This window comes from Pseudomonas sp. AC247 (assembly GCF_979258015.1).
The window spans coordinates 1271715-1297500 of sequence record NZ_OZ409829.1 but is presented as its reverse complement, the minus strand read 5'-3'; the positions used below and the strand labels follow the sequence as shown (position 1 = coordinate 1297500).

Sequence of the window (25786 nt, the reverse complement as noted above, 5' to 3'; positions counted from 1 at the left end):
CTGTCACAATGGATGGCGATTCTGTGCATTATTCTGGCGTCCGTTGGAGCCACGCTGACCATGGGCAGTAGCGCCAAGCCTGCCATTGCGGCAGATTGAAACGGGATTTGACGAAGGTCTGGCAATTGGCGCTGATTTAGGCCATGTTTAAGCGTCTAACTCAGTGCCAGATATGGATTTTTTCGGACAGGGATTTCAGAACGCTTCAAGCGCGATCGAATGCAGGCAGACCCGAACGTCAGACTCGAGGCTGTCATAAGGACGGTAATGAAACGAATTTTGATAGTGATCGCCATACTGGCAGTAGCAGGTTGTGCGGCGACCTCGGAAACTCAGGTAAAACGCGGAAAAAAAGGGTTGCACATCAACTGCTCGGGGCTCTCGTCCTCCTGGGACAAGTGTTATGCCAGCGCTGCCAATTCCTGCGCGCCAAAGGGCTACAAGGTGATCGCCAAATCGGGTGACGCCGTGGAAGAACCCGGCGACTACCCGTTTGGCCTCAACCCTGCCGGCTATACCAGCCGCAGCATGATCGTCATCTGCAAATAGATCAGTGCGGCTGGGCGATCTGACGACCAATCTCTTCATGGCTGGACGTAAGCACCGCTCGCTGCATGTCCGGCGTGGCCAGCATGCGTGCGACGACCAGTGCACCAACACACTGGGACAGGACCGACCACGCCAGGCTGTCACTCTCAAGTATCTGCGCCCAACTCTGCTGCAGTCGACAGATCCACAGCTCGGCTTGCTCTCGCACTTGCAGGTCAGACCGGGCAATTTCTGCGCCCAACGCCGGCAACGCACACCCCGCCTCAGGCTGCTCGACATGGGCCATGCTCAGATAGTGTTTGAGGCAACGCTCCAGACGCTGGCGGTCCTGCACGCCCTGTCCACCCAAGCGTTCCAGACTCTGACCCAACTCCCGCTCGACAATGGCCGTGAACAGCGCGTCCTTTGACGAAAAATGGCTGTAGAACGCCGCGCCACTCAGACCGATCGCCTTCATCAAACCATCCACACCAACGGTGGAAAAACCGGATCGCTTGGCCGACAAAGCACTGCTTTCGAGCAACTTCTCGCGGGTTTCCAGCTTGTGACTGGCGGAGTAACGCATGTGTTTGGCCTCGACATTGACTCGCTTGACGTTGTCGAAATCCTAGCATAACGTTCGTTCACTTAACGATCGTTTACTAAAGGGATCTGCCCATGAATAACAAGAAGGTCGTATTGGTTGTCGGCGCTGGCGACGCCACGGGCGGGGCGATTGCAAAGCGCTTTGCCAAAGAAGGCTTCATCGCCTGCGTCACGCGGCGCAGCGCCGACAAGTTACAGCCGCTGGTGGAGGCCATTCAGGCCGACGGCGGCGAAGCGCATGGATTCGCCTGCGACGCGCGCAAAGAAGAAGACGTTATCGCGTTGATCGAAGACATCGAAACCCGCGTCGGCCCGATTGAAGCGTTTGTCTTCAACATTGGCGCCAACGTGCCCTGCAGTATTCTCGAAGAAACCGCGCGCAAATATTTCAAGATCTGGGAAATGGCCTGTTTCTCGGGTTTCCTCAATGCACGTGAAGTGGCCAAGCGCATGGTCGCCCGTCAGCGCGGCACGATTCTATTCACCGGCGCCACCGCCGGGCTTCGCGGTGCCTCCGGGTTCGCCGCGTTTGCCGGTGCCAAACACGGGATTCGCGCCTTGGCACAAAGCATGGCGCGAGAGCTGGGCCCAATGAACATCCACGTCGCCCACGTGGTGGTCGACGGCGCCATCGATACCGACTTCATTCGCAACAGTTTCCCCGAGAAGTACGCCACCAAGGATCAGGACGGTATTCTCAATCCTGAACACATCGCCGAAAACTATTGGTATCTGCACAGCCAGCCACGTGACGCCTGGACGTTCGAACTGGACCTGCGTCCATGGAATGAACGCTGGTAAGCCCTCCCCCTGCATAACAATAAAGAGAGTGCAGCAATAATGACGAAAACCGTGGAGTTCTATTTCGACCTCGGCAGCCCTGCCACGTATCTGGCCTACACCCAACTGCCGAAAATCTGCGCACAGACCGGCAGCGAGTTGATCTACATTCCAATGCTGCTGGGGGGCGTGTTCAAAGCGACCGGCAACGCATCACCGGCGATGATCCCGGCCAAGGGCCGCTACATGTTTGAGGATCTGGATCGCTACGCCAAGCGGTATGACGTACCGCTCACGTTCAATCCGCACTTCCCGATCAACACGTTGATGTTGATGCGCGCGGTCACCGGCATTCAATTGCATCATCCAGAACGCTTTCAGGCCTTTATCGATTGCCTGTTCCACGCTCTTTGGGTTGAAGGACGCAGCCTGGATGAACCCGAGACCGTCGCGGCAGTATTGACTGAACAAGGTTTTGACCCGCAGACCGTACTGGCATTGGCCAATGACGAATCAGTCAAAGCCGTGCTCAAGGAAAATACCGAAACAGCAGTTAAACGCGGCGTCTTCGGCGCCCCCAGCATGTTTGTCGGCCAGCAGTTGTTCTTTGGTCAGGATCGACTCGACTTCGTCGAACAGGCATTGCGCCAGAGCTAGAACGAAGCCACGATCCGGGCGCTGGCAACAGCGCCCGGGCGACAATCGCTTAAATAGCGGCAGTGCGGGTATTCAGCCACTCCAGCGCAGCGCCGTTGAGCAATGGACTCAAACGCTCACGCACTTGCGCGTGGTAGGCATTGAACCACTGCTTCTCCTCCTGACTCAGCAACGCCGGCAACAGGCACCGCGTGTCGATCGGGCAGAGGGTCAAGGTTTCAAACTTGAGGAAATCGCCAAACTCGCTGCTACCGGCCTCGCGGTTCATCGCCAGGTTCTCGATGCGCACACCCCAACGCCCAGGGCGATAGGTGCCCGGTTCGATCGAAGTGATCATCCCCGGCTGCATGGCGGTCTGCGGCGCCGGCGCTGCTTGATAGGCGATGACCTGCGGGCCCTCGTGAACATTGAGGAAATAGCCAACGCCGTGACCGGTGCCGTGACCGTAATCGACGTTATCCGCCCAGATCGGCGCTCGCGCGATGGCATCCAGTAGCGGCGACAGAATGCCTTTTGGGAAATGTGCTCGGGACAGGGCAATCACGCCCTTCAACACCCGTGTGCAATCGCGTTTCTGCTCTTCGGTCGGCGTACCGACCGGCACCATCCGCGTGATGTCGGTAGTGCCGCCGAGGTATTGGCCACCCGAGTCGATCAACAGCAGGCCATCGCCTTCGATCACCGCGTGTTCTTCTTCAGTGGCGTGATAATGCGGCATCGCGCCGTTGGCGTTGAACGCAGCGATGGTGTTGAAACTCAACGACACATAATCCGGACGACGCTCACGCGCTGCGGTGAGTTTTTCGTCGATGGTCAGCTCGGTGATGCGTTCGCGCCCCCAGGCCGATTCCAGCCAGGCGAAGAATTCGCACAGCGCCGCACCGTCCTGCTCCATCGCCTTACGGATGTGCTGAGCATCCGCTTCACTTTTTTGCGACTTGGCCAAGGTGGTCGGGTTCAGACCTTCGACCAGCGTTACTTCACTGTCGAGATTATCCAGCAGGCCACGGGTGACCCGCGCCGGATCCACCAGCAAGCTCTCGCCACTCGGTACCGCACCCAAGGCCTCTGCGACTTCGCTGTAATCACGCAGCGTCACGCCATCCTGTTCCAGCACCGCGCGCAAATCTGCATCAACCTTGCTCAACGCCACGAACAAAGTGGCTTGCTGTTGATTGATCAGCGCAAACGAAACAAACACCGGGTTGAACGAGACATCACCGCCGCGCAAGTTGAACAGCCAGGCGATGTCGTCCAGGGTCGCGATGAAATGCCAATCAGCGCCACGTTCCTGCAAGGTTTTGCGCAAGCTGGCGAGTTTTTCGCCACGGCTCACCGTCGCCTGCGGCGGCAGATGCTGATAGATCGCTGCGCTCGGCAGGCTCGGGCGATCACTCCAGACTTCATTCAGCAGATCGATGTCGGTACGCAAACGAGCGCCCCGCGCTTCCAGTTTGCTGCTCAACGTGCGGGCCGAGGCCACGGCCATCACCGCACCGTCCACCGCGACCACGCCACCTTCTGGCGTCTGTTCGGCCAACCAGTCCAGCGGGCTCGGTTGGCCCGGTTGCAACTTGACCAGTTCGATGCCGCTGCCGTTGAGCTCCTTGGTCGCCTGTTCCCAGTAACGACTGTCGGCCCAGACCCCGGCGAAATCGTCAGTGACAATCAACGTGCCGACCGAACCGTGGAAACCCGACAGCCACTGCCGGCCCTGCCAGTAACCCGGCAAATATTCCGACAAATGCGGGTCGGCGGACGGCACCAACAACGCATGAATGCCTTCGCGGCGCATCAACTCACGGGTGTGCGCCAGGCGCTGGGGCACCGATCCTTCGGTCGAGGTCTGGGTACTCATCATGTCTCCTGCTAATCACTTATTCGTTATTGTTCGTAGCCGTCAGGACGGCTGGTTAAAGCCCTGTCGCCCAGAATGCCGGAGCACTGGCGCAGGCGCTCTTGATCAGTTCGCAAGCCTTGTCGATGTCCTCGGCAGTGGTGAAACGGCCGAGACTCAGGCGAATGGTGCGCCCGGCCAGATGCGCGTCGTGGCCGAGTGCCAACAGCACGTGGGAAGGCGCGTTGCTCGCCGAGTTGCAGGCCGAGGTCGCGGAAAACGCAATCGAATGAATCAACGCAGCGCTGTTGAATTCGCCCTCGCTGAAAGTCAGGCTCAAGGTGTGCGGAATGCGCTGGCTGGCGCTGCCATTCAGGCGCACACCCGGCAGGCTCGACAGTTGTTCGAGCAAGCGTTCGCGCAACGCGACGATCGAAGCTTTTTCCTCATCGAACGCAGCAGCCGCCAAGGCAAACGCCGAACCCATTCCAGCAATCTGATGAGTTGCCAGCGTCCCGGAGCGCAATCCACCTTCGTGACCGCCGCCGTGAATCTGCGCCTGCAAACGCTGTTGCGCCCGCGGGCCGACGTACAACGCGCCAATACCTTTGGGGCCGTAGAGTTTGTGCGCCGAAAACGACATCAGGTCGACCGGCAACTGCGCCAGATCGATCGCCACTTTGCCGGCACCCTGCGCCGCATCGACATGAAACAGCGCCTCGCGGCTGCGCACGACCTCGCCAATCGCCTGAATGTCGTTGAGCGTACCGAGTTCGTTGTTAACCAGCATCAGTGACACCAGAAAGGTGTCCTCGCGCATCGCTTCGCTGACCGCCTGCGGCGTGATCAGCCCGTCGGCGTCCGGCACCAGATAGGTCACGGCGATGCCGCCGTCCTGCAACTGGCGGGCGGTATCGAGGATGGCCTTGTGTTCAATCTGGCTGGTAATGATGTGGCCGCCGGGCACACCGCGTGCCTGCGCTACACCTTTGAGGGCGAGGTTATTGGACTCGGTTGCACCGGAGGTCCAGACAATCTGCTCGGCATTCGCGCCGACCAGTTCGGCGACTTGCCGGCGGGCCTGCTCGACCGTGTGCCGGGCCTGCTGGCCGAAGGCGTGGGAGCTGGAGGCCGGGTTGCCGAAGTTACCGTGAAACCCCAGACATTCGATCATCACCTGGATGACCCGCTCGTCCACCGGGGTGGTGGCGGCGTAATCGAAATACAACGGACGTGTGTTCATAAAAGACTCGCAGAGCGTGTTCCGGGATCAGGAGGCTCGTGTCTGCAAACGGCACTGCGCAGCCTTGTGAGCTGCGCGTCGGTTCGAGAGCGTCATCAATACCTGATCGGATGCCGTTAAAGAAGAACAACTTCATTTAAAAGTGCGTAGGAACGCTCCTGAAGTCGAGCTTAACAGGCATCGGCCCGGCGGTTGAAGCAATGCATCAGCTAAAGCTTTCGAGAAGTAACGGATACAGCGAAATCACCAACAACACCGCCATGCCCCAGTTGAACACGCGCAACCAGCGCGGCTCCTTCAGGACATTGCGCAGCAAGGTGCCGCAGGCTGCCCAGAGGCCGACACTCGGCAGGTTGATGATGGCGAACACTGCTGCGATCACCAGCACATTGGTGAAATAACCCTGCATTGGCGTGTAAGTGCTGATAGCACCGATGGCCATGATCCACGCTTTCGGATTGACCCACTGAAACGCCGCAGCGCCGAGATAGCTGATCGGTTTCGCTTCGCCCTGCGCGCTGTCGCCGACCGGCCCGGAGTGGGCGATTTTCCACGCCAGATACAACAGGTACGCCGCGCCGACGTAACGCAGCACCGTGTAAAGAATGGGATATGTCTGGAATACCGCCCCGAGGCCGAAACCCACCGCCACAACCAATACGAAGAAGCCGCAGGTGATCCCGAGCATATGCGGAATGGTTCGGTTAAAGCCGAAGTTCACCCCAGATGCCAGCAACATGGTGTTGTTGGGCCCCGGTGTGATCGAGGTGACGAGGGCGAACAGGGCAAAGCCCAGCAACAAATCAAGCGAAAGGGTCATGGCAGACAATCCATCAGGGTCATTCAGGTGTTGACCCTATCCCACGCCGCCCGGCAAACCCACGGACAGTTGGGTAAAACTTCTGGCAGTACAGTTTGTTATCAGCTTGGCCGACCGTGCAGCTGTACGGCACGCTCAGCGCTCATTTCAGCTTTTTTGTCGAACTGTGTCTGACCGAGCAATCGGGCTTTCTTGGCGTGGTATTCGTCGAACGACAGACCGCTACGGTTCAACGCCTCCATCGCCAGCTCCTGGGATTCTTCGGCGGTATAGGGCCGCAGTTCCGGGGAAACATGACCGGCACAACCGGCGAGTACGGAAACAGCGAGCATCAGCGAAATAGTCAGTAAATGATTCATGGGAGCGTCCTGGCGAGCAGTGTGGGTCGATGGAGAAAGGCTACGCCCGGGCACGCTCGCGCAGAAATCAACGCTTTCGATAGTGGCTATCGGGTTTTGCGCATCTAACGCCACATATTTCTAATCGATCTATAAATATCTAATAACAGTCTTTTGCGGAATAACAGCAAGCCTTTATAACTCCCTCGTATGCGCTCATCACTGTTGCTCCAGCAACTGTTGCCCAGGCAACAGTGGTTCAACAAAGCATCCTTAAATCTGCACAGCTGATCGCCCGCGCAATGCGCAAAGCCCCGTAAACCGGGCCCCACAGGAATTGGTACAGCGCTTGCTCAAGCCTAGTGACTTACTCACTGCTCGCTGAGCAACTGTTGAAAAGGAACTGATCATGTCGCGTCCCCTGAAAGTCGTCGCTGTGTCCGGCGGTACCTGGCGTCCATCGCGCACGCTGGTGCTGACCCAAGCCCTGCTGTCCGAACTGGGCGGACATTTACCGATCGAGAGCCACCTGATCGAACTCGGCGACATAGCCCGTGCGCTGGGCGGCGCCCTCTCGCGTCAGGAACTGAGCGCTGAGGTCGAGGCCGAGCTGCAAGCCATCGAACAGGCCGATTTGCTGATCGTCGCCGCACCGGTTTATCGCGGTTCCTATCCGGGCCTGCTCAAGCACTTGTTCGACCTGATCGACCTCAATGCCTTGATCGACACCCCGGTGCTACTCGCCGCCACTGGGGGCAGCGAACGCCATGCGCTGGTGCTCGATCACCAGTTGCGACCGCTGTTGAGTTTCTTCCAGGCGATGACGTTGCCGATTGGCGTGTACGCCACCGAAGCCGATTTTGCTGATTACCAGATCACTAGCGAAGCGCTGAAAGCGCGCATCCGTCTGGCCGCTGAGCGCGCCGCGCCGCTATTCGCCAGCCAGATCAAACCGTTGCTGAAGATCGCTTAAGGAGCTGTTCATGGATGTTTTCTGGTTCTTGCCGACCCACGGCGACGGTCACTACCTGGGCACCACCCAAGGCGCGCGCCCGGTCACCCTCAATTATCTGAAACAAGTGGCGCAGGCCGCCGACAGCCTCGGTTACCACGGCGTGCTGATTCCCACCGGGCGCTCCTGCGAGGACTCGTGGGTGATTGCCTCGGCGCTGGTGCCTTTGACGGAACGCTTGCGGTACCTGGTAGCGATTCGTCCGGGGATTATTTCGCCGACGGTTTCGGCGCGTATGGCGGCGACGCTGGACCGATTGTCCAACGGCCGCTTGTTGATCAACGTCGTGACCGGTGGCGATCCGGATGAAAACCGTGGCGACGGCAGCTTCCTCAGCCACAGCGAACGCTACGAAGTCACCGATGAATTCCTGAAAATCTGGCGCCGTGTATTGCAGGGCGAATCGGTGGATTTCGAGGGTAAACACCTGAAAGTGCAGAACGCCAAAGCGCTCTACCCGCCCGTGCAGAAGCCTTATCCGCCGCTGTACTTCGGCGGCTCGTCTGACGCTGCGCATGACTTGGCGGCCGAACAGGTCGATGTCTATCTGACCTGGGGTGAGCCACCGGCCGCCGTCGCGGAAAAACTCGCCGACGTGCGCGAGCGCGCGGCACGGCACGGGCGCACGGTGAAGTTCGGCATTCGCCTGCACGTGATCGTGCGTGAGACCGCCGAAGAGGCGTGGAAAGCCGCCGACAAATTGATCGAGCACATCAGCGACGAAACCATCGAGGCCGCACAAAAGTCGTTCTCGCGATTTGATTCCGAAGGCCAGCGGCGCATGGCCGCGTTGCACGATGGCCGCCGCGACAACCTCGAAATCGCCCCCAACCTGTGGGCCGGGGTCGGGCTGGTGCGCGGCGGTGCCGGCACCGCACTGGTCGGCGATCCGCAACAAGTGGCGGCGCGGATCAAGGAGTACGCGGACCTGGGCATCGAAAGCTTCATTTTCTCCGGCTACCCGCACCTCGAAGAGGCTTACCGCTTTGCCGAACTGGTGTTCCCGCTGCTGCCCGAACCGTACGCAAGCCTGGCCGGGCGCGGTGTGACCAACCTGACCGGACCGTTCGGCGAAATGATCGCCAACGACGTACTCCCCACAAAAGCCACGGCATAAACAAATCCCCTGTAGGAGCTGCCGCAGGCTGCGATCTTTTGATCTTTTTTTAAAAAAATCAAAGGCAAAAGATCGCAGCCTGCGGCAGCTCCTACAGGGGGTGTTTGAATTCAGGAGTGTTGGTGTGACTGCCAAACCGCAAAGTACGTTGCTATCCCCGTTGCAAACCGCCCGCCAACTGGCCGCCGAGTTTGCCCTCACCGCTGTCGAACGCGACGAACGCGGTGGCACGCCGAAAGCCGAGCGCGATGCCCTGCGCGACAGCGGCCTGCTGGCCCTGAGCATACCCACTCGCTACGGCGGCCTCGGCGCGAGCTGGAGCGAAACCCTGCAAATCGTCCGCGAGTTCGCCAAGGTCGACAGCTCGATCGCCCACGTCTTCGGTTTTCACCACCTGATGCTCGCCACCGTGCGCCTGTTTTCGCGGCCGGAACAATGGCAGCCGTGGTTCGAACAGACCGCCCGCCAGAACTGGTTCTGGGGTAACGCGCTCAACCCGCTGGACACCCGCACGGTGGTCAAGGATCTCGGTGGCTGGCGCGAGTTTTCCGGCAAGAAGAGTTTCTGCTCCGGCGCCAGCGACTCGCAGATGCTGATCGCCTCGGCGGTCGATGAAAGCGCCGGCGGCAAATTGCTCATCGCCGCGATCCCCAGCGGCCGCAGCGGCATCACCCTGCACAACGACTGGAACAACATCGGCCAGCGCCAGACCGACAGCGGCAGTGCGACGTTTGAACGGGTGCGGGTCGAAGAGTCGGAATTGCTTCTCGACCCCGGCCCGTTGAGCACGCCGTTCGCCTGCCTGCGACCGCTGATTGCGCAGCTGACATTCACCCATATGTTCCTCGGGATTGCCGAAGGTGCCTTCGAAGAAGCGCGCCAATACACCCTCAGTGAAACCCGCCTCTGGCACAAATCCTCGGCGCGCAGCGTGCGTGAAGACCCTTACGTGCTCGCGCATTACGGCGAGTTCTGGGTCGCCCTCGAAGGTATTCGCTTGTTGGTCGAACGCGCGGCGGCGCTGCTCGACGAGGCCTGGGCCAAAGGCCCGAACCTCAGCGCCGAAGAGCGCGGCCAGGTCGCCACGGCGATCGCCACCGCCAAAGTCGCCGCCAGCCGTCAGGGCCTGGACATCTGTAGCCGACTGTTCGAAGTGACTGGCGCGCGCTCGACCCACGCCTCGCTGCGCCTCGACCGGCACTGGCGCAACCTGCGCACGCAAACCCTGCACGATCCGCTGGATTACAAACTCCATGAGCTGGGCGACTGGGCGCTGAACCAGTCGCTGCCGGTGCCGACGTTCTATTCCTGATTCTTTCCTTTGTGGAGCGAGCCCATGCAACTGCTGACCCTACCGCCCTCACCCGCCCTGGCGACGTCGATCCGCGCCACTGCGCAGGTGTTCGAAGACCCGAAGTCCCAGGCCCTGCTCGCGCATCTGCAACAAGTCGCGCCGAGCGAAGCCAGCGTGTTGATCATCGGCGAGACCGGCACCGGCAAAGAGTTGGTCGCGCGGCATATCCACAACTTGAGCCATCGCCGCCATAGGCCTTTCATTGCGGTGAACTGCGGGGCATTCTCCGAATCGCTGGTGGAGGCAGAATTGTTCGGTCATGAAAAAGGCGCCTTCACGGGCGCCTTGAGTGCCAAGGCCGGCTGGTTCGAGGAAGCGGACGGCGGTACCTTGTTTCTCGATGAGATCGGCGATCTGCCGATGGCGATTCAGGTGAAGTTGCTGCGGGTCTTGCAGGAGCGCGAAGTGGTGCGGCTGGGCTCGCGCAAAAGCATTCCGATTGATGTGCGGGTATTGGCGGCGACCAACGTGCAACTGGAAAAAGCCATCAACGCAGGGAATTTCCGCGAGGATCTGTATTACCGACTGAACGTGGTCAATCTGGAGCTGAGCCCGTTGCGCGAACGCCCCGGCGATATCCTGCCGCTGACCCGGCATTTCATCGAAGCCTACAGTCAGCGCCTCGGGTACGGGCGGGTCAGCATCAGCCCCGGTGCCGAGCACAAACTGCGCGGCTACAGCTGGCCGGGCAACATCCGCGAGCTGGAAAACGTCATCCATCACACTCTGTTGATCTGCCGCAACGGCGTGATCGAGCGTGATGATTTACGCCTGTCCAATCTGCGCATCGAACGCCCGGACGACCAGCACGCCAGTGTTGATGACTCTCCGGAAGCACTGCTTGAGCAAGCCTTTCAAAAACTCTTCGCGCAGCAGGCCGGTGCGCTGCACGAAAAGGTTGAAGACGCTTTGCTGCGCGCCGCTTATCGTTTCTGCCATTACAACCAGGTACACACCGCCGCGCTGCTCGGGCTGAGCCGCAACGTCACGCGCACGCGACTGATCAAGATCGGCGAACTGGCGGTGAACAAACGGCGCCTCACGGAAAACCTGCACGGCGAGCGTTTGATTCAACTGTCGATCTAACCGACCAGGTTGCAGTGCAGCGCATCGTCGTGACTGCGGGCGATGCTGCTCAGCACCTGGAAGGAATTGAAGGTGATGGTTTTCGCCTGATGCGTGTGAATCAGTTGCCAGAAATCCTGCTCACCGCTTTCAAAGCTGCGTAACGCCGCCTCCCCCGCTTCGCGGGTCTGCCATTGCAGAAAGCTCAATACGCGGCGGCCGTCATCGCTGGCCTGCACGCTGGCACTGACAAAGCCCTCATAACGCTGGGCCAGACGCTCTGACTGTACAGACAGCGCATTGACCAATGCCGGTTGCTGGCGCGGCTCGATCTCGAATTCGATCAACTGAGTGAAACTGCGGTTTTTCGCTGATGCTTGCATGAAAATCCCCACTTGGCGGTAAGGCGAATCTTGCGACTCGAAGGCCTGCAGGGTAAAACCTCTAGTTAAGTCAAGGTCAAGAGCTGTTTTCAGATGATCAGCAAAGAAAACCTGCACAAACAGTTAACCGTCGGCGAAGTCGCGGCACGCAGTGGCGTGGCGGTGACGGCGCTGCATTTCTATGAGTCGAAGGGGCTGATCAAAAGCCAGCGCAACGCCGGCAATCAGCGGCGTTATCCGCGTGAGGTGCTGCGGCGGGTAGCGTTGATCAAGTTCGCGCAACGCCTGGGGATTCCGTTGGCGGAGATTGGCGAAGCGCTGAAGATTCTGCCTGATGATCGCGCACCGACGGCGGCAGACTGGAAAGTTTTGTCCGAGCAGTGGCGGCGGGAACTGGATGAGCGGATCGAGCAATTGACGCTGCTGCGCGATCGGCTGAATGGCTGTATTGGCTGTGGCTGCCTTTCAATGCAAGCCTGCCCGCTGCGCAATCAGGGCGATGTGCTTGGCGAACAAGGGCCCGGGCCGCATTTCCCTAAAGTTTGATGGAAAACCCTGTGGCGAGGGGATTTATCCCCTCGCCACAAAAGCTGGCTTCCTTCGCTCAATTTTGGTGCTGCTCGTCGGGCAAAAGTCAGCACTGCGCGGACAGTTCTATAGTGATTCTTCACCTCGCAAAACAACAATCAGGGAGTACGTCATGAGCGTCAAACCCATTCCCGAGGGGTATCACAGCATTACCCCGTATCTCGGCATTCACAAAGCCGCCGAGGCCATCGATTTCTACAAAAAGGCTTTCGGTGCCACCGAAGTCATGCGTTTATCCATGCCGGACGGCGGTATCGGCCATGCCGAACTGCGCATCGGCGACAGTGCAATCATGCTCGGTTCGCCGTGTGATCAAGGGCCGTTGAGCAGCCCGGACAATGCCGTGTCGGTCGGTTTGCATTTGTATGTGACGGATGTCGACAAATCCTTTCAGCGAGCGCTGGATGCCGGGGCGACGACGGTGTCGGAGGTCAAGGATCAGTTTTACGGTGATCGCAGCGGGACGTTGAAGGACCCGTATGGGCACCTGTGGTTCCTGGCCTCGCGCAAGGAGGATTTGACGCAAGAGCAGATCAGGCAGCGGGCAATTGAGATGTTTCAGCAAGGTTAGGTTTTATAGTGTTTGTAAAGGCGCTATCGCGAGCAGGCTCACTCCTACAGGGGAATGCATTTCAACTGTAGGAGTGAGCCTGCTCGCGATGGGGCCGGTACTGACCCTGCAAATCACACTTCATGAACCGGCCCATCACGCTTTGCGCCTTGCCCCAAACCCCGGACACTTTCAGGATGCAGGCAACAAGCCCCCTGAAACAAGGATCAGCCCGATGTTTGCCGGATTCCTCAAAGACCAGCGTCACGTCAACGGCGTCGACATTGCCTGCCGCGTCGGCGGCAGCGGGCCGGGCCTGTTGCTGTTGCACGGCCACCCGCAGACCCACGTCATCTGGCACAAGATTGCCGAACAACTGGCCGAACACTTCACCGTGGTCGCCGCCGACCTGCGCGGTTACGGCGACAGCAGTCGCCCCGACGCTGACGAACTGCACCTCGGTTACTCCAAGCGCGAAATGGCCCGCGACAATGTCGAATTGATGAAAGCACTGGGTTTCGAGCAGTTCTCGATCCTCGCCCACGACCGCGGCGCACGGGTCGCTCATCGCCTGGCGCTCGACCACCCCGCCGCCGTGCAACGCATGCTGTTGCTGGACATCGCGCCGACCTTGTCGATGTACACGCAAACCAACGAAGCCTTCGCCCGCGCCTACTGGCACTGGTTCTTCCTGATTCGCCCGGCACCCTTGCCGGAAACGCTGATCGAAGCCAACCCGGAAGGTTATCTGCGCAGCGTAATGGGCAGTCGCAGCGCCGGCCTCAAACCGTTCACCGATGAAGCCTTCAGCGAATACCGGCGCTGCCTGCAACAACCCGGCAGCGCACGCGGCATCTGCGAGGATTACCGCGCCAGCGCCGGCATCGATCTGGAACACGACCGGGCCGACATCGCTGCCGGACATCACCTGAGTTTGCCACTGCGCGTATTGTGGGGCGCCGAAGGCACCGTCGGCCGCTGCTTCGATCCGCTGAGGGAATGGCAGCAAGTGGCGACGAATGTCTCCGGCCAGGCCCTGCCCGCCGGCCACTACCTCGCCGAAGAAGTCCCCGAACGGGTGCTCGCCGAAGCGCTGGCCTTCCTGCGCTGAGCAAAACCCCCAATGCTATGCTCGCGGCTCCTGCCGCCAGTGTGCGTGTTGCCATGCCCCAGAACAAAGACACCGTGCCCCTGCCCGAAGACCTGCGAGTGCTGCTCACCGTGATCCGCCAGAACGGCTTTGCCGCCGCGGCCGATGAGCTGGGCCTGTCACCGGCCTACGTCAGCAAACGTATCCAGATTCTCGAAACCACCCTCGGCACTCGCCTGCTGCACCGCACCAGCCGTCGCGTTTCGCTGACCGAGGACGGTGAACGGGTGCAACGCTGGGCGTTGCGCATTCTCGATGACTTTCAGCAACTGCACGACGAACTTTGCGACGCCCACGACAGCCCGCATGGGCGTTTGCACCTGTGCAGCAGCTTCGGTTTCGGGCGCAATCACGTGGCGCCGGCGGTGTCGTTGCTGGCCGAACGTTATCCGGACCTGGAGATTCGCCTCGACCTGTTTGACCGGGTCGTGGACATCATCAATGAAGGCTTCGACCTGGAGATCCGTGTCGGTGATGACCTTCCCGGGCAGCACATCGGTCGACAACTGGTGAGCAATCGGCGCGTGTTGTGCGCGGCGCCCGGCTATCTGCAACGGCGCGGTACCCCGCTGACGCTGGAGGACTTGCAGCAGCATGACTGTCTGGTGATCAAGGAACGTGACAACGCCTTCGGCATCTGGAATCTGGACCGTGCAGGCGGCGAGGAAAGCGTGCGGGTCAGCGGGCCGCTGTCATCGAACAACGGCGAGATTGTTCTGCAATGGGCGCTGGATGGGCGTGGGATTTTGCTGCGTTCGTTGTGGGATGTGAAACCGCTGCTGGAGCAAGGGTTGCTGGTGCAGGTGTTGGAAGATTACGGGCAGAGCGCGAATGTCTGGGCGGTGTACCCGACACGGTTGGCGCATTCGGGGAAATTACGCGCGTGTGTGGAATTCTTGCAGGAGCACTTCAAAAGCCTGTCCCTGTAACCCCAAACACCACAAAACCCTGTAGGAGTGAGCCTGCTCGCGATAGCGGTGTGTCAGAAAAAACAATTCTGACTGATCCACCGCTATCGCGAGCAGGCTCACTCCTACAAGGAGATCAGCGGTGGGTCAGGAGAGCCACGGGTTGGCAGCCAGGTGTTGGCGTTCGAATGCGCTGATCTGATCGCGGCGTTGCAAGGTGCTGCCGATCGCGTCCAGCCCCAGCAACAGCGACGTTTTGCGCAGCGCATCAATCTGGAAATCGATCACACTGCCATCCGCGAGGCTGATCCGCTGCGCCTGCAGATCGATACTGAGCCGCGCTGTTTCAGCCTCGCCGACAAGCGTTCCGATTTGCTGCACCTGCGCCTCTTCCAGGGTGATCAACAGCACGCCGTTACGCTGGCAATTGTCGTAAAAGATCCCGGCAAAACTGCTGCCGATCAACGCGCGAACGCCAAGTTGCTGCAACCCCCACACCGCGTGCTCACGACTGGAACCGCAGCCAAAATTCGGCCCGACCACCAAAAAACTCGCGCCTTGCCACGTCGCTTGATTCAACACGAAGTCGGGGTTGGGCGTGCCATCGGGCAAAAACCGCAGATCGAAAAACACGCCGCGATCCAGCCCTTGCCGGTCGATGCCCTTGAGAAACTGTTTGGGCATGATCACGTCGGTGTCGACATTGGCCGCCAGAAACGGCGCGGCCTGACCGCTGACCTGAGTGAAGGGTTGCAGGCTCATGGGCGTTCTCCAAAGTGGCGGATGTCGGTGAGTCGACCGCTGATCGCAGCGGCGGCGACCATTGCCGGGCTCATCAGATGCGTGCGCGCTCCGGCGCCCTGCCGGCCCTCGAAATTACGGTTGGTGCTGGATGCGCAGCGGTCGCCGGGGGCGAGCACGTCATCGTTCATCGCCAGGCACATCGAGCAACCGGACTGACGCCATTCAAAACCGGCGTCGATGAAAATCTGCGCAAGACCTTCCGCCTCTGCCTGCGCCCGCACCTCACTGGAACCGGGCACGATCATCGCGCGTACATGCCCGGCGACCTGTTGCCCGCGCACGACGCTGGCAGCGTCGCGCAAATCTTCGATCCGCGCGTTGGTGCACGAGCCGATAAAGGCGTGGCTGATGACAATATCGCTGAGCGCCATGCCCGCTTCGAGGCCCATATAGTTGAGGGCGCGGCGCATGTCCTGACGCAGGATCGGATCGCTGATCAATTGCGGATCCGGCACTCGCGCACCGATGGCAGCGGCCTGATCCGGGCTGGTGCCCCAGGTCACCATTGGTTCCAGCCCACTGGCGTCGAGGTGTATTTCGCGATCGAACACCGCGCCGGGATCGCTGCGCAATTCGCGCCATTTTTCCACGCCGCGATCCCACAACTCACCTTGGGGCGCGCGCGGTTTACCTTTCAAGTAGCTGAAGACTTTCTCGTCCGGCGCCATAAAGGCCCCGCGCGCACCGGCCTCGACGGCCATGTTGCAAATGGTCATGCGCGCTTCGACGCTCAAGGCATCGATGGTCGAACCGCAGAATTCGATGGCGTAACCGGTGGCCCCGGACGCGCCGATCTGGCCAATCAGCGCCATGATCACGTCTTTCGAAGTCAGGCCCGGTGCCAGTTCGCCGTCCACCGTGACGCGCAGGCTTTTCAGGCGTTTGTAGACCAGCGTCTGCGATGCCAGCAGGTGCTCGATTTCCGAGGTGCCGATGCCGAAGCCGAAAGCTCCCAGTGCGCCATAGGTCGTGGTGTGGCTGTCGCCGGCAGCGATGACCATGCCTGGCAGAATAAAACCCTGCTCCGGGGCGATCACATGTTCGATGCCTTGGCGCTTGTCGAGGATGTCCAGCAGTTCGATGCCGAAGTCCCGGCAGTTTTCCGCCAGATACGACACTTGCCGGGCGCCGCCGGCATCGGGCATCGCGGCGATACGCTGCGGCGTAGTCGGGTTGACGTGATCGACCACCGCCAGCGCCGTGCCCGGTCGCCAGACCTGGCGCCCGGCAGCGCGCAGGCCGCTGAAAGCCTGCGGGCTGGTGTACTCGTTGATCACCTGACGATCGATATACAGCAGGACATGGCCCTGATCGTCGAGACGGCACACCGTGTGCGAATCGATATGTTTGTCGTAAAGGGTTCTGGGACTCATCAGGGCGTTCACTCAAGCAATCCGGGTGATTGCCATCATAGGCAGGCGCTGCCGCCCATCAATTGCCAGACAGTGATCGCGCGGATCATGAATCGTGTTCAATCCCCCCCTGTAGGAGCTGACGAGTGAAACGAGACTGCGATCTTTTGACCTTGAAAAATAGAATCAAAAGATCGCAGCGTGCCGCAGCTCCTACAGGAGAGATTGCGAAACATTTGCTTTCATATCGCCTTTCGGGATTTGCGTCGCTCATTCGTCCTATAGAGATGCAGGCCGTTCGCGTAGGCAAAAGCCACGAGCGGTCATTCGGGGACTGCTGTGCTGCGAAGCCCGTAGTGCCGCGCCCTCCCACCGAAACAGACGTCCAATCATGTCGAAGAAATCCCGCTCCAAACTGTGGTTCCTCGTTCATAGCTGGCTGGCGTTGCCGATCTGGTTTTTTGTCCTGATCGTCTGCGTCACCGGTACCTTGGCGGTGGTCAGCCAGGAAATCGTCTGGCTGGCGAACCCGCAAATGCGCGCCAGCCAGCCGACGGATGATGCGCCGCGACTGAGTTACGATCAGGTGCTGGCCGCCATCAAGAAAGCCGAACCTCGCACGGTGGTCGAGAGCATCAGCCGTCCCGACGAGTCGCACTTTGCGCTGGATGTCCGGGTCAGCTACCCGGATGGCCGTGAGCAGACCGTTTACGTCAATCCGTACACTGGGGTGATTCAGGGCGGCGCGCCGGATTTCAACTTCAAAGCCTTTACCCGCGCCTTGCATGGCTGGTGGCTGGTGCCGTTCACCAATGGTTACAGCTGGGGCTGGTACCTGGTGTCGTTCCTCGGTTTGCCATTACTGGCGTCGCTGATTACCGGGCTGGTGGTTTATAAACGCTTCTGGAAAGGATTCTTTAGCCCTACCCTGCGTTTTCGCCACGGTGCACGGATTTTCTGGGGTGATTTCCACCGTCTCAGCGGAATCTGGTCGATCTGGTTTATCGGCGTGATCTCGATCACCGGGACCTGGTTCCTGATCGAAGCGCTGCTGTTCGACAACCACATTTCCATCTCCAGCGAACCGGTCATTCCGGCGATGGCACGTGAAGCGGTGCCGATCTCGGCCGACGGCACACCACCGCCGCGCATCAGCCTGGATCGCGCCATTGAAGTCGCCCAAGAGAAAATTCCCGGCCTGGAAATCAGCTTCGTCAGCCTGCCGGCCAACGCCTACACCCATCTGAACGTCGGCGGCCGCGGCTGGTATCCATTGATGTTCCAAACCGCGACGCTCGATCCATACAGCGGTGAAATGGCTGCTTCGCGTTTGTTGAGCGACCGTACCTCACTGGAATTCGTCACCGAATCCATGCGCCCCCTGCACACCGGCGACTTTGGCGGGCTGTGGATCAAATTGATCTGGTTCTTCTTCGGCCTGCTGCTGAGCATGATGGTCCTCAGCGGCTTGTTGATCTGGACCAAACGCACGGCGCTGGCGACGGCCAATGCCCTCAAGCGTGAATCGAAAAAAAACCGCGTGCAGGCGCAACCGGCCCTGCGCCGAGAAACGTCGGAGGTCGACCTGTGAGCAAGTCCAACACTGCACCTCAACCGTCGCGCCTGCGCCTGTTCTGGCACAAATGGCGCTTCCACATCAACGTGCTGTTGCTGCTGATTCCATTGGGGTTCATGCCGAAATACTTCGCCGATGCGGCGCTGTTTCGCGGCGATGTCGGCCTCGGTGAACGCGAAGTCGGCGAAGTCGCGGTCGGCCCCTGGAGCCTGCGCCTCGCCGAGTTGCGCAATCAGGCGCCCCAGCTGGAAGGTCCGGCCGGCTACATGAAAAGTTTCAACGCCGCGCTTTGCGATGCCTGCATCGACACAGTCAAAGCCACTTACCTGCGCATTGGCAAACCGCGCAGCCTGCGCGCCGCCGGGGTGATTTTTTTCGGCGCGCCGTACCGCATGGGCGCGCAGTTGCCCGTACCGGAAAAAACCAAAGCCGACGCCGAACTGTGGATCACCATGGAAGGCTGGGACGGCAGCATGCATCAGGCCTCGATTCCCCTGAGCCAGGCCTCCCCCGCCACCATTGCCTGGCTGACTCAACAAGGAGCCAAACCATGACCCGCTCGCAACGCCCTTCCCGCCTGCGACTGAGCGCCGCGTTGCTGGTGCTCAGCGCCGGTTTCACTGGCAGCGCGCTGGCGCATAACCCGATGTGCGAATGCAAAGCCATCGACGCCGACCAGATCAAATGCACCGGCGGTTTTTCCGACGGCAGCGGCGCCCCCGGCGTGACCCTCGACGTGATCGGTTACGACGAAACCATTCTGGTACCGGGCAAGCTTGGCAGCGATTCAACGCTGACCTTCAAAAAACCCGGCGCCGAGTTCTACGTGCTGTTCGACGCAGGCCCGGGCCACGTTGTCGAAATCGACCAAGCGGATATTGAGGCCCCATGAGTACGCCCACCACGCAAGTCGTCCGCCCGGCCGGTGCCGGCCATGAAACCCTCAATGTGTTGCTGTTGTGTCTGTTGATTCTGGCGATTGCCGGTTCGGTGGTGGCGTGGCGCGGGGTTTCCCATGAGCCGGAGCCGGTCGCCAGCAATCAGTTCGACGCACGCCGCGATCTCAGTGCATCAGAGCAAGGCATTTATGCCGACCTGCGGGTGACCCTCGACGAAATCCGTCTGCTGCGCGAAGAACAGCAAACCTTGCCGACGCCGCAAAATCTGGCTGACGAAGGTTTTGCGCCATTTGCTCAGGATGCGAGTTCAGTCAGTCGCGGCGGTCATGCCTGGCAATTGCTGGCCGACACTGCCTACTTTGGCCATAGCCAGGCACCCACCGTCGCCGGTTCGTTCGTGATGCTGTTGAGCGCCGATCACAGCGCTGCACCGGACATCTGGCTCAACCGCGATGCCGATCTCAAAGTGCCGACCGAACTGACCGCCGCCGCCCTGTCCGCGTCGGGCTGGAAACAGATCGTCGCGCAATACGATGCCGGGGTTACCCGCGAACATCGCCATTGATTCCTCGCCCTCACCCGAGAGAAGACCGTTTGCCCATGTCTATTTCATCGCCTCGCCGTCCCTTGTTGCGTATGTTTCTGGTCGGCCTCTGCGCCTGCCTGCTGAGCCCGCTGGCCAGCGCCGATCAGGCCAAGCGCCTGCGCATCGGCATCACCCTGCATCCTTATTACAGCTATGTGGCGAACATCGTCGGCGACAAGGCCGAGGTCGTGCCGCTGATTCCCGCCGGTTTCAACCCGCATGCTTACGAGCCGCGCGCCGAAGACATCAAGCGCATCAGCGGGCTGGACGTGATCGTGCTCAACGGTGTCGGCCATGATGATTTTGCCGACCGCATGATCGCCGCCAGCGAAACACCGAACATCAAGACCATCGAAGCCAACGAAAACGTGCCACTGCTGGCCGCCACCGGGGTCGCTGCGCGCGGCGCCGGCAAAGTGGTCAACCCGCACACGTTTTTGTCGATCAGCGCCTCGATCGCCCAGGTCAACAACATTGCCCGCGAGCTGGGCAAGCTCGACCCGGACAACGCCAAGACCTACACGCAAAACGCCCGCACCTACGGCAAACGCCTGCGGCAGATGCGTGCCGACGCGCTGGCCAAGCTGACCCAGGCGCCGAACGCCGAGCTGCGCGTCGCCACCGTCCATGCCGCTTACGACTATCTGTTGCGTGAGTTCGGCCTGGAAGTAACCGCCGTGGTTGAGCCGGCGCACGGCATCGAGCCGAGCCCGAGCCAGTTGAAAAAGACCATCGATCAACTGCGCGAACTGGATGTGAAAGTGATCTTCTCGGAGATGGATTTCCCCTCCACTTACGTCGAAACCATTCAACGTGAATCCGGGGTGAAGCTGTACCCGCTGTCGCACATTTCCTACGGCGAATACACCGCCGACAAGTACGAAAAGGAAATGACCGGCAACCTCAACACCGTGGTGCGGGCGATTCAGGAGTCCGGCGCATGACCTCAAAAGAAACCCTGATCGCCGACCACACCGAATCCCCTGTAGGAGCGAGCCTGCTCGCGATGGGGCCAGGTCAGCCGGCATCATTGTTGGATGACACTCCGCTATCGCGAGCAGGCTCGCTCCTACAGGTTTCGGGGCCGACGCTGGATTTTGCGCAGGTTTGTCTGACGCTGGGGCGTACGACGATTCTCGACAAGGTCACCTTCCAGGTGCAGCCCGGCAGCGTCCACGCACTGGTCGGCCCCAACGGTGGCGGCAAGAGTTCGCTGATCAAAACCCTGCTCGGGCAGATGCCGCATCAGGGCCAGCTCAGCCTGCATTGGCCGCGCGAGCCCGGCACCATCGGTTATGTGCCACAGGCACTGGAATTCGATCGCGGTTTGCCGATGACCGTCGACGATTTCATGGCCGCGATGTGCCAGCGTCGTCCGGCATTTCTTGGTTTGAGCAAACACTACGCCGGCGCCATCGGCGATGCGCTGGAACGTGTCGGCATGCAGGACAAACGCAAGCGCCGCATGGGCGCGCTGTCCGGCGGTGAACGGCAGCGGGTTTTGCTCGCACAGGGTTTGATTCCGGCGCCGCAATTGCTGGTGCTCGATGAGCCGATGTCCGCGCTCGACGAAGCCGGGATTCAGGTGTTCGAACGCCTGCTCGGCGATTGGCGCGCGGCCGGCATCACGGTGTTGTGGATCGAGCATGATCTGGAAGCCGTCGGTCGTCTGGCCGATCGCGTCACTGGCCTCAACCGTCGCGTGTTGTTCGACGCCTCGCCTCGCGAGGCGTTGACCCCGGAGCGTCTGCTGACACTGTTTTCGACCCATCCACGGAGCGCGAGCTGATGAGTTACGAAGCCTTTCGTTTGATGGTTCAAGGCTGGGCCTCGTCCGGTTACCTGCCGGAAGCGCTGGCCTACGGTTTTGTCGTCAATGCGTTGCTCGCCGGTCTGTTGATCGGCCCGGTACTCGGCGGCCTCGGCACGCTGGTGGTGGTCAAGCGCTTCGCGTTTTTCTCCGAAGCAGTCGGTCACGCCGCGCTGACCGGTGTGGCCATTGGCATTCTGCTTGGCGAACCCTACACCGGGCCGTACGGCAGTCTGTTCGGTTACTGCCTGTTGTTCGGCATCCTGCTTAATTACCTGCGCAACCGCACCGGTCTGGCGCCCGATACCTTAATCGGCGTATTCCTCTCGGTGTCGCTGGCCTTGGGTGCGAGCCTGCTGCTGATTCTCGCCGGCAAGATCAACGTGCACATTCTCGAGAACGTGTTGTTCGGTTCGGTATTGACCGTCAACGGCAATGATCTGGCGGTGCTGGCCATCGTCGGTTCGCTGGTCATGGCCCTGGCGCTGCCGCTGTACAACCGCATCATGCTCGCCAGCTTCAACCCGCAACTGGCGGCGGTGCGCGGCGTCGCGGTGAAGACCCTGGATTACCTGTTCGTGATTCTGGTGACGCTGATTACCGTCGCGGCAGTGAAAGTCATCGGCGCGATTCTGGTCGGTGCGCTGCTGGTGATTCCCGCCGCTGCGGCACGCTTGCTTAGCCAGTCGCTCAAGGGCTTTTTCTGGTGTTCAGTGTTGATCGCTACTGTGAGCACCTTGTGCGGGATTCTCGCGCCGATCGTCTTCGATCTGCCAATTCCGTCCGGCGCCGCGATCATTCTGGTCGCCGGCATCGCCTTCGCCCTCGCCGCCATCGCGCGCGGTGTCGTCCCGAGCCTGAAAGGGAATCTTGGATAAATGACTTTTTCAATGCGCAAACTGACTTTGGCCATGGCCCTGTGCGGCGTTGTCTGCACGCCACTGCTCGCCGCCGAAAACGCTAAACCGCTGCGGGTGCTGGCGTCGCTGCCGATCACCTACGGCCTGGGTGAAGTGCTGCTCAAGGGCACCGATGTCAACCTCGAACGCGCGGCACCGGCGAACCTGCCGGGCAGTCGCCAGACCGCCTACTTCACCGGGCGTGGCGCGCCGGCGCTGAGCAAACTCGCGACCGGTGCCGACGCGGTCATCGGCGTACGCTCGCTGTGGGCTGACGATCCGCTGTATCCGATTTCTCGGCGCAGCAATATCCGTATCGTTGAAGTCGACGCGGCACGGCCGGTCGACGGCGCCCTGCCCGGCATCGCTGTGCAGCCAGGTCTGAAGATCGATGGCTTGAACAGTCAGCCATGGCTTTCCAGCAACAATATGGGGCGCATGGCCGACGTCATGGCGGCGGATCTGGTGCGCCTGGCACCGGGCGCCAAACCTGCGATCGAAGCGAACCTGGCGACGTTGAAACAGCGTTTGCTCAAGCTCAGTGCCGACAGCGAGGCGCGGCTGGCCAGTGCCGACAATCTGAGCGTGATGAGTTTGAGCGATCACTTCGGTTATTTGATTGGCAGCCTGAATCTGGAATTGGTCGGCCAGGATCCGCGTCCGGATGCGGAGTGGACGCCGGAGGATCTGAAAAAGCTGACAGCCACGCTCAAGGACAATGACGTGGCGGTGGTGCTGCATCATCGCCAGCCTGCGGAGGCGGTGAAAGCGGCGATTACCGAGTCGGGTAGCCGGCTGGTGGTGTTGAGCACCGACGCGGCGGATCCGGTGGCGGAGCTGGAGGGGAATGTGGATCTGCTGCTCAAGGGGTTGAGCGGGGCGTAATTTCATCCGAGACCGCGTTATCGTTCATCGCTGGCAAGCCAGCTCCCACAGGGTTCGCGGTGAACGCAGATTTTGTAATCCCCCCGATACCTGTGGGAGCTGGCTTGCCAGCGATGAGGCCCTGATCATCAACACAAATCCAGGGCATGAAAAAACCCGCTGACCATCACTGGTTCAGCGGGTTTCTTTTTGCCGGGCGCTTATTGCGCCACGGCCTGCGCTTCCATCTTCTGGCGCAGGCTCAGCGGACGCATGTCGGTCCAGACTTCTTCGATGTAGGCCAGGCATTCCTTTTTCAGGCCGCTCTTGCCCACGGTGCGCCAGCCTTCCGGCACGGCTTTGTAGTCCGGCCAGATCGAGTACTGCTCTTCGTGGTTGACCACGACCTGAAAGAGGATGTCCTCGCGGTCGAATACTGACGTCATGCTGGTTCTCCATCGTTGTAAGGGTGGGCTGCACAACGGGTGCAGCCGGGTATGTAGAAAGAACGTTCGGCGCGGCGAAAAATTTACACGGCGGCGGTCGCGGCCACCAAGGCACGGCCGAAGATCTCGGCAACACGGTCGATTTCAGCAGCGGTGATCACCAGCGGCGGCAGGAAACGCACCACTGCGCCATGCCTACCACCGAGTTCCAGAATCAATCCACGCTTGAGGCATTCGCGTTGCACCAGCGGTGCCAGAGCCGCGAACGCCGGCGGATGACCGAGGGCATCCGGCGCACCGTTCGGGTCGACCAGTTCAACACCGAGCATCAGGCCACGGCCACGAATGTCGCCCAGCTGCGGGAAGTCACGCTGCAGGATGCGCAGGTGCTCGCTCAGGCGTGCACCCATGGCCGCGGCGTGCTCGCAGACCTTGTGCTCGACCAGATAACGCATCACCGCAGAACCGGCGGCCATCGCCATCTGATTGCCACGGAACGTGCCGGCGTGTGCGCCCGGTTGCCAGGTGTCGAGCCAGTCGCGATAAACCACCACGGCCAGCGGCAGGCTGCCACCGATGGCTTTGGACAGCACCACCACGTCAGGCGTGATGCCGGCGTGTTCGAAGGCAAACATCTTGCCGGTACGGGCGAAACCGCTCTGGATCTCGTCGACGATCAACGCCACGCCAGCCTTCTCGGTAATTCGGCGCAGGCCGCGTAGCCACTCGATGTCGGCGGGTATCACCCCACCCTCGCCCTGCACGGCTTCAACGATCACGGCGGCGGGCAGTTGCACGCCGGCTTCGGGGTCGTTGAGCAGGTTTTCCAGATAACTCAAATTGGCTTTGACGCCCGCAGCGCCACCGAGGCCGAACGGGCAACGGTAGTCATACGGGAACGGCATGAACTGCACGCCGCTGCTGAGCAACGCGCCCAACGGCCTTTTCGGCCCCAGGCTGCCCATCAGGCTCAAAGCGCCCTGGCTCATGCCGTGGTAACCACCGGAGAACGACAGTACGGTGCTGCGCCCGGTGGCGGTGCGCACCAGTTTCAGCGCCGCTTCCACTGCGTCAGTGCCGGTCGGGCCGCAGAACTGGATTTTCGCCTCCGCCGCGAGGGCAGACGGCAGCAGGCCGAACAGGTCCTGAACGAATTGATCCTTGACCGGTGTGGTCAGATCGAGAGTGTGCAACGGCAGTTCATCGGCCAGCACTTGCTGGATCGCTTCGATCACCACCGGGTGATTGTGGCCGAGCGCCAAAGTGCCGGCACCGGCCAGGCAATCGATAAAGGTGCGACCTTCAACGTCTTCGACGTACAGGCCTTTGGCACGTTTGAGCGCCAGCGGAATGCGCCGTGGATAACTGCGGGCGTTGGATTCCTGTTGCGCCTGACGCGCGAGCAACGGCGACTCGTTGAACTGGAACAGCGTTTCCGCTGGCGCCGAGCTGACCCGGGCCGACGACTCTTCGATAAGGCTGGTGGCGACTGACATCTCTCGACCCCTCAATACGCTATGGATAGTGACCAAAACAGCACACCGCACAGGTGCGCATTCCGGTCGCGGAGCGCACTTGCAGGTTTTCCTGTTCTGGAAACGCTTAAGCGTCCCG

Annotated in this window: 30 protein-coding genes (1 of these 30 running past the window's edge); 20 read left to right on the top strand and 10 right to left on the bottom strand. The window is 60.6% G+C overall.

The genetic code is table 11. The features are described from left to right. Positions 1-99, top strand: partial view of a threonine/homoserine exporter RhtA gene (gene rhtA, locus ACZZ0B_RS06165; protein WP_440096389.1) — the final stretch only. Its footprint begins 789 nt before the window's first position; only the last 99 of its 888 coding nucleotides appear in the window; its start codon lies off the left edge, out of view; it ends in the stop codon at positions 97-99. 168 nt (positions 100-267) lie between these two features. Then, positions 268-549, top strand: a complete 282-nt coding sequence (locus ACZZ0B_RS06160; protein ID WP_158833364.1) for a hypothetical protein — start codon at positions 268-270, stop codon at positions 547-549. Position 550: 1 nt separating this feature from the next. On the opposite strand, the gene ACZZ0B_RS06155 is transcribed toward ACZZ0B_RS06160, so the two are convergent. Then, positions 551-1114: a TetR/AcrR family transcriptional regulator gene (locus ACZZ0B_RS06155; RefSeq protein WP_008079357.1), complete on the bottom strand. Its 564-nt coding sequence runs from the start codon at positions 1112-1114 to the stop codon at positions 551-553. Between the two features lie 92 nt (positions 1115-1206). Between ACZZ0B_RS06155 and ACZZ0B_RS06150 the strand changes: the two genes are divergently transcribed. Both ACZZ0B_RS06150 and ACZZ0B_RS06145 read left to right on the top strand, forming a co-directional pair. Beyond that, on the top strand, positions 1207-1935 hold the full coding sequence (locus ACZZ0B_RS06150) for an SDR family oxidoreductase (RefSeq protein WP_008079355.1): 729 nt from the start codon (positions 1207-1209) through the stop codon (positions 1933-1935). 39 nt (positions 1936-1974) lie between these two features. Then, on the top strand, positions 1975-2571 hold the full coding sequence (locus ACZZ0B_RS06145; RefSeq protein WP_440096392.1) for a 2-hydroxychromene-2-carboxylate isomerase: 597 nt from the start codon (positions 1975-1977) through the stop codon (positions 2569-2571). 49 nt (positions 2572-2620) lie between these two features. Here ACZZ0B_RS06145 and ACZZ0B_RS06140 read toward each other — a convergent pair whose 3' ends face one another. From ACZZ0B_RS06140 to ACZZ0B_RS06125, 4 genes are all read right to left on the bottom strand, one after another. Further along, positions 2621-4429 (bottom strand): aminopeptidase P family protein, encoded by a 1809-nt coding sequence (locus ACZZ0B_RS06140; RefSeq protein WP_463544609.1) that lies wholly within the window; start codon positions 4427-4429, stop codon positions 2621-2623. 55 nt (positions 4430-4484) lie between these two features. Next, positions 4485-5651 (bottom strand): aminotransferase class V-fold PLP-dependent enzyme, encoded by a 1167-nt coding sequence (locus ACZZ0B_RS06135; RefSeq protein ID WP_463544608.1) that lies wholly within the window; start codon positions 5649-5651, stop codon positions 4485-4487. A gap of 205 nt (positions 5652-5856) precedes the next feature. After that, on the bottom strand, positions 5857-6471 hold the full coding sequence (locus ACZZ0B_RS06130) for a LysE family translocator (protein WP_008079348.1): 615 nt from the start codon (positions 6469-6471) through the stop codon (positions 5857-5859). A 101-nt stretch (positions 6472-6572) separates the two neighbouring features. Beyond that, the gene (locus tag ACZZ0B_RS06125; RefSeq protein ID WP_463544607.1) at positions 6573-6830 is read right to left on the bottom strand and encodes a hypothetical protein; all 258 of its coding nucleotides are present in this window, start codon (positions 6828-6830) and stop codon (positions 6573-6575) included. A 388-nt stretch (positions 6831-7218) separates the two neighbouring features. Here ACZZ0B_RS06125 and msuE point away from each other — a divergent pair, with 388 nt between their 5' ends. The 4 genes from msuE to ACZZ0B_RS06105 all read left to right on the top strand — a co-directional run bounded on the left by msuE (position 7219) and on the right by ACZZ0B_RS06105 (position 11378). After that, on the top strand, positions 7219-7782 hold the full coding sequence (msuE, locus tag ACZZ0B_RS06120) for an FMN reductase (protein WP_008079345.1): 564 nt from the start codon (positions 7219-7221) through the stop codon (positions 7780-7782). Between the two features lie 10 nt (positions 7783-7792). Beyond that, the gene (ssuD, locus tag ACZZ0B_RS06115; protein WP_008079343.1) at positions 7793-8938 is read left to right on the top strand and encodes an FMNH2-dependent alkanesulfonate monooxygenase; all 1146 of its coding nucleotides are present in this window, start codon (positions 7793-7795) and stop codon (positions 8936-8938) included. Positions 8939-9062: 124 nt separating this feature from the next. Then, positions 9063-10250 (top strand): acyl-CoA dehydrogenase family protein, encoded by a 1188-nt coding sequence (locus ACZZ0B_RS06110; protein WP_045123338.1) that lies wholly within the window; start codon positions 9063-9065, stop codon positions 10248-10250. Between the two features lie 24 nt (positions 10251-10274). Then, the gene (locus ACZZ0B_RS06105) at positions 10275-11378 is read left to right on the top strand and encodes a sigma-54 interaction domain-containing protein (protein WP_440096398.1); all 1104 of its coding nucleotides are present in this window, start codon (positions 10275-10277) and stop codon (positions 11376-11378) included. Here ACZZ0B_RS06105 and ACZZ0B_RS06100 read toward each other — a convergent pair. Then, complete coding sequence (locus tag ACZZ0B_RS06100; RefSeq protein ID WP_008088129.1) at positions 11375-11740, bottom strand: antibiotic biosynthesis monooxygenase; 366 nt, start codon at positions 11738-11740, stop codon at positions 11375-11377. The two genes, ACZZ0B_RS06105 and ACZZ0B_RS06100, sit on opposite strands and share 4 nt — an antisense overlap. Before the next feature lie 93 nt (positions 11741-11833). Between ACZZ0B_RS06100 and soxR the strand changes: the two genes are divergently transcribed. From soxR to ACZZ0B_RS06080, 4 genes are all read left to right on the top strand, one after another. Then, a complete protein-coding gene (gene soxR / locus ACZZ0B_RS06095) occupies positions 11834-12286 on the top strand; it encodes a redox-sensitive transcriptional activator SoxR (protein ID WP_463544606.1) in 453 nt (150 codons plus the stop codon). A 154-nt stretch (positions 12287-12440) separates the two neighbouring features. Beyond that, the gene (locus ACZZ0B_RS06090; protein WP_463544605.1) at positions 12441-12899 is read left to right on the top strand and encodes a VOC family protein; all 459 of its coding nucleotides are present in this window, start codon (positions 12441-12443) and stop codon (positions 12897-12899) included. A 214-nt stretch (positions 12900-13113) separates the two neighbouring features. Continuing rightward, positions 13114-13989, top strand: a complete 876-nt coding sequence (locus tag ACZZ0B_RS06085; RefSeq protein ID WP_463544604.1) for an alpha/beta fold hydrolase — start codon at positions 13114-13116, stop codon at positions 13987-13989. Between the two features lie 17 nt (positions 13990-14006). Further along, the gene (locus ACZZ0B_RS06080; RefSeq protein ID WP_463544603.1) at positions 14007-14957 is read left to right on the top strand and encodes a LysR substrate-binding domain-containing protein; all 951 of its coding nucleotides are present in this window, start codon (positions 14007-14009) and stop codon (positions 14955-14957) included. A 126-nt stretch (positions 14958-15083) separates the two neighbouring features. Here the strand turns inward: ACZZ0B_RS06080 and leuD are convergent, their stop codons facing one another. Next, positions 15084-15698 (bottom strand): 3-isopropylmalate dehydratase small subunit, encoded by a 615-nt coding sequence (gene leuD, locus ACZZ0B_RS06075; RefSeq protein ID WP_463544602.1) that lies wholly within the window; start codon positions 15696-15698, stop codon positions 15084-15086. After that, positions 15695-17113 carry a 3-isopropylmalate dehydratase large subunit gene (gene leuC / locus ACZZ0B_RS06070; protein ID WP_463544601.1) on the bottom strand — a complete coding sequence of 473 codons (1419 nt, stop codon included), beginning with the start codon at positions 17111-17113 and terminating at the stop codon, positions 15695-15697. The genes leuD and leuC overlap by 4 nt, the downstream gene beginning before the upstream one ends. A 370-nt stretch (positions 17114-17483) precedes the next feature. Here leuC and ACZZ0B_RS06065 point away from each other — a divergent pair, with 370 nt between their 5' ends. Genes ACZZ0B_RS06065 through ACZZ0B_RS06030 form a run of 8 tightly spaced genes read left to right on the top strand, consistent with a single transcriptional unit; the run spans position 17484 to position 23747 of the window. Further along, positions 17484-18683, top strand: coding sequence for a PepSY-associated TM helix domain-containing protein (locus tag ACZZ0B_RS06065; protein WP_008088143.1), 1200 nt, complete (start codon positions 17484-17486; stop codon positions 18681-18683). Next, complete coding sequence (locus ACZZ0B_RS06060; protein WP_008088145.1) at positions 18680-19222, top strand: hypothetical protein; 543 nt, start codon at positions 18680-18682, stop codon at positions 19220-19222. The genes ACZZ0B_RS06065 and ACZZ0B_RS06060 overlap by 4 nt, the downstream gene beginning before the upstream one ends. After that, positions 19219-19560 carry a hypothetical protein gene (locus ACZZ0B_RS06055; protein ID WP_008088147.1) on the top strand — a complete coding sequence of 114 codons (342 nt, stop codon included), beginning with the start codon at positions 19219-19221 and terminating at the stop codon, positions 19558-19560. The genes ACZZ0B_RS06060 and ACZZ0B_RS06055 overlap by 4 nt, the downstream gene beginning before the upstream one ends. After that, a complete protein-coding gene (locus ACZZ0B_RS06050) occupies positions 19557-20132 on the top strand; it encodes a DUF6162 family protein (RefSeq protein ID WP_463544600.1) in 576 nt (191 codons plus the stop codon). Before ACZZ0B_RS06055 ends, ACZZ0B_RS06050 begins: the two co-directional genes overlap by 4 nt. 35 nt (positions 20133-20167) lie before the next feature. Then, the gene (locus ACZZ0B_RS06045) at positions 20168-21097 is read left to right on the top strand and encodes a metal ABC transporter substrate-binding protein (protein ID WP_463544599.1); all 930 of its coding nucleotides are present in this window, start codon (positions 20168-20170) and stop codon (positions 21095-21097) included. Continuing rightward, positions 21094-21942 carry a metal ABC transporter ATP-binding protein gene (locus ACZZ0B_RS06040; protein WP_463544598.1) on the top strand — a complete coding sequence of 283 codons (849 nt, stop codon included), beginning with the start codon at positions 21094-21096 and terminating at the stop codon, positions 21940-21942. Before ACZZ0B_RS06045 ends, ACZZ0B_RS06040 begins: the two co-directional genes overlap by 4 nt. After that, a complete protein-coding gene (locus tag ACZZ0B_RS06035; RefSeq protein WP_007917717.1) occupies positions 21942-22841 on the top strand; it encodes a metal ABC transporter permease in 900 nt (299 codons plus the stop codon). Before ACZZ0B_RS06040 ends, ACZZ0B_RS06035 begins: the two co-directional genes overlap by 1 nt. Next, on the top strand, positions 22842-23747 hold the full coding sequence (locus ACZZ0B_RS06030; protein ID WP_463544597.1) for a metal ABC transporter substrate-binding protein: 906 nt from the start codon (positions 22842-22844) through the stop codon (positions 23745-23747). A 200-nt stretch (positions 23748-23947) separates the two neighbouring features. Here ACZZ0B_RS06030 and ACZZ0B_RS06025 read toward each other — a convergent pair whose 3' ends face one another. Next, positions 23948-24172: an MbtH family protein gene (locus tag ACZZ0B_RS06025; protein WP_008088166.1), complete on the bottom strand. Its 225-nt coding sequence runs from the start codon at positions 24170-24172 to the stop codon at positions 23948-23950. An 83-nt stretch (positions 24173-24255) separates the two neighbouring features. After that, the gene (locus ACZZ0B_RS06020; protein ID WP_463544596.1) at positions 24256-25668 is read right to left on the bottom strand and encodes a diaminobutyrate--2-oxoglutarate transaminase; all 1413 of its coding nucleotides are present in this window, start codon (positions 25666-25668) and stop codon (positions 24256-24258) included. Between the last annotated feature and the right edge of the window lie 118 nt (positions 25669-25786).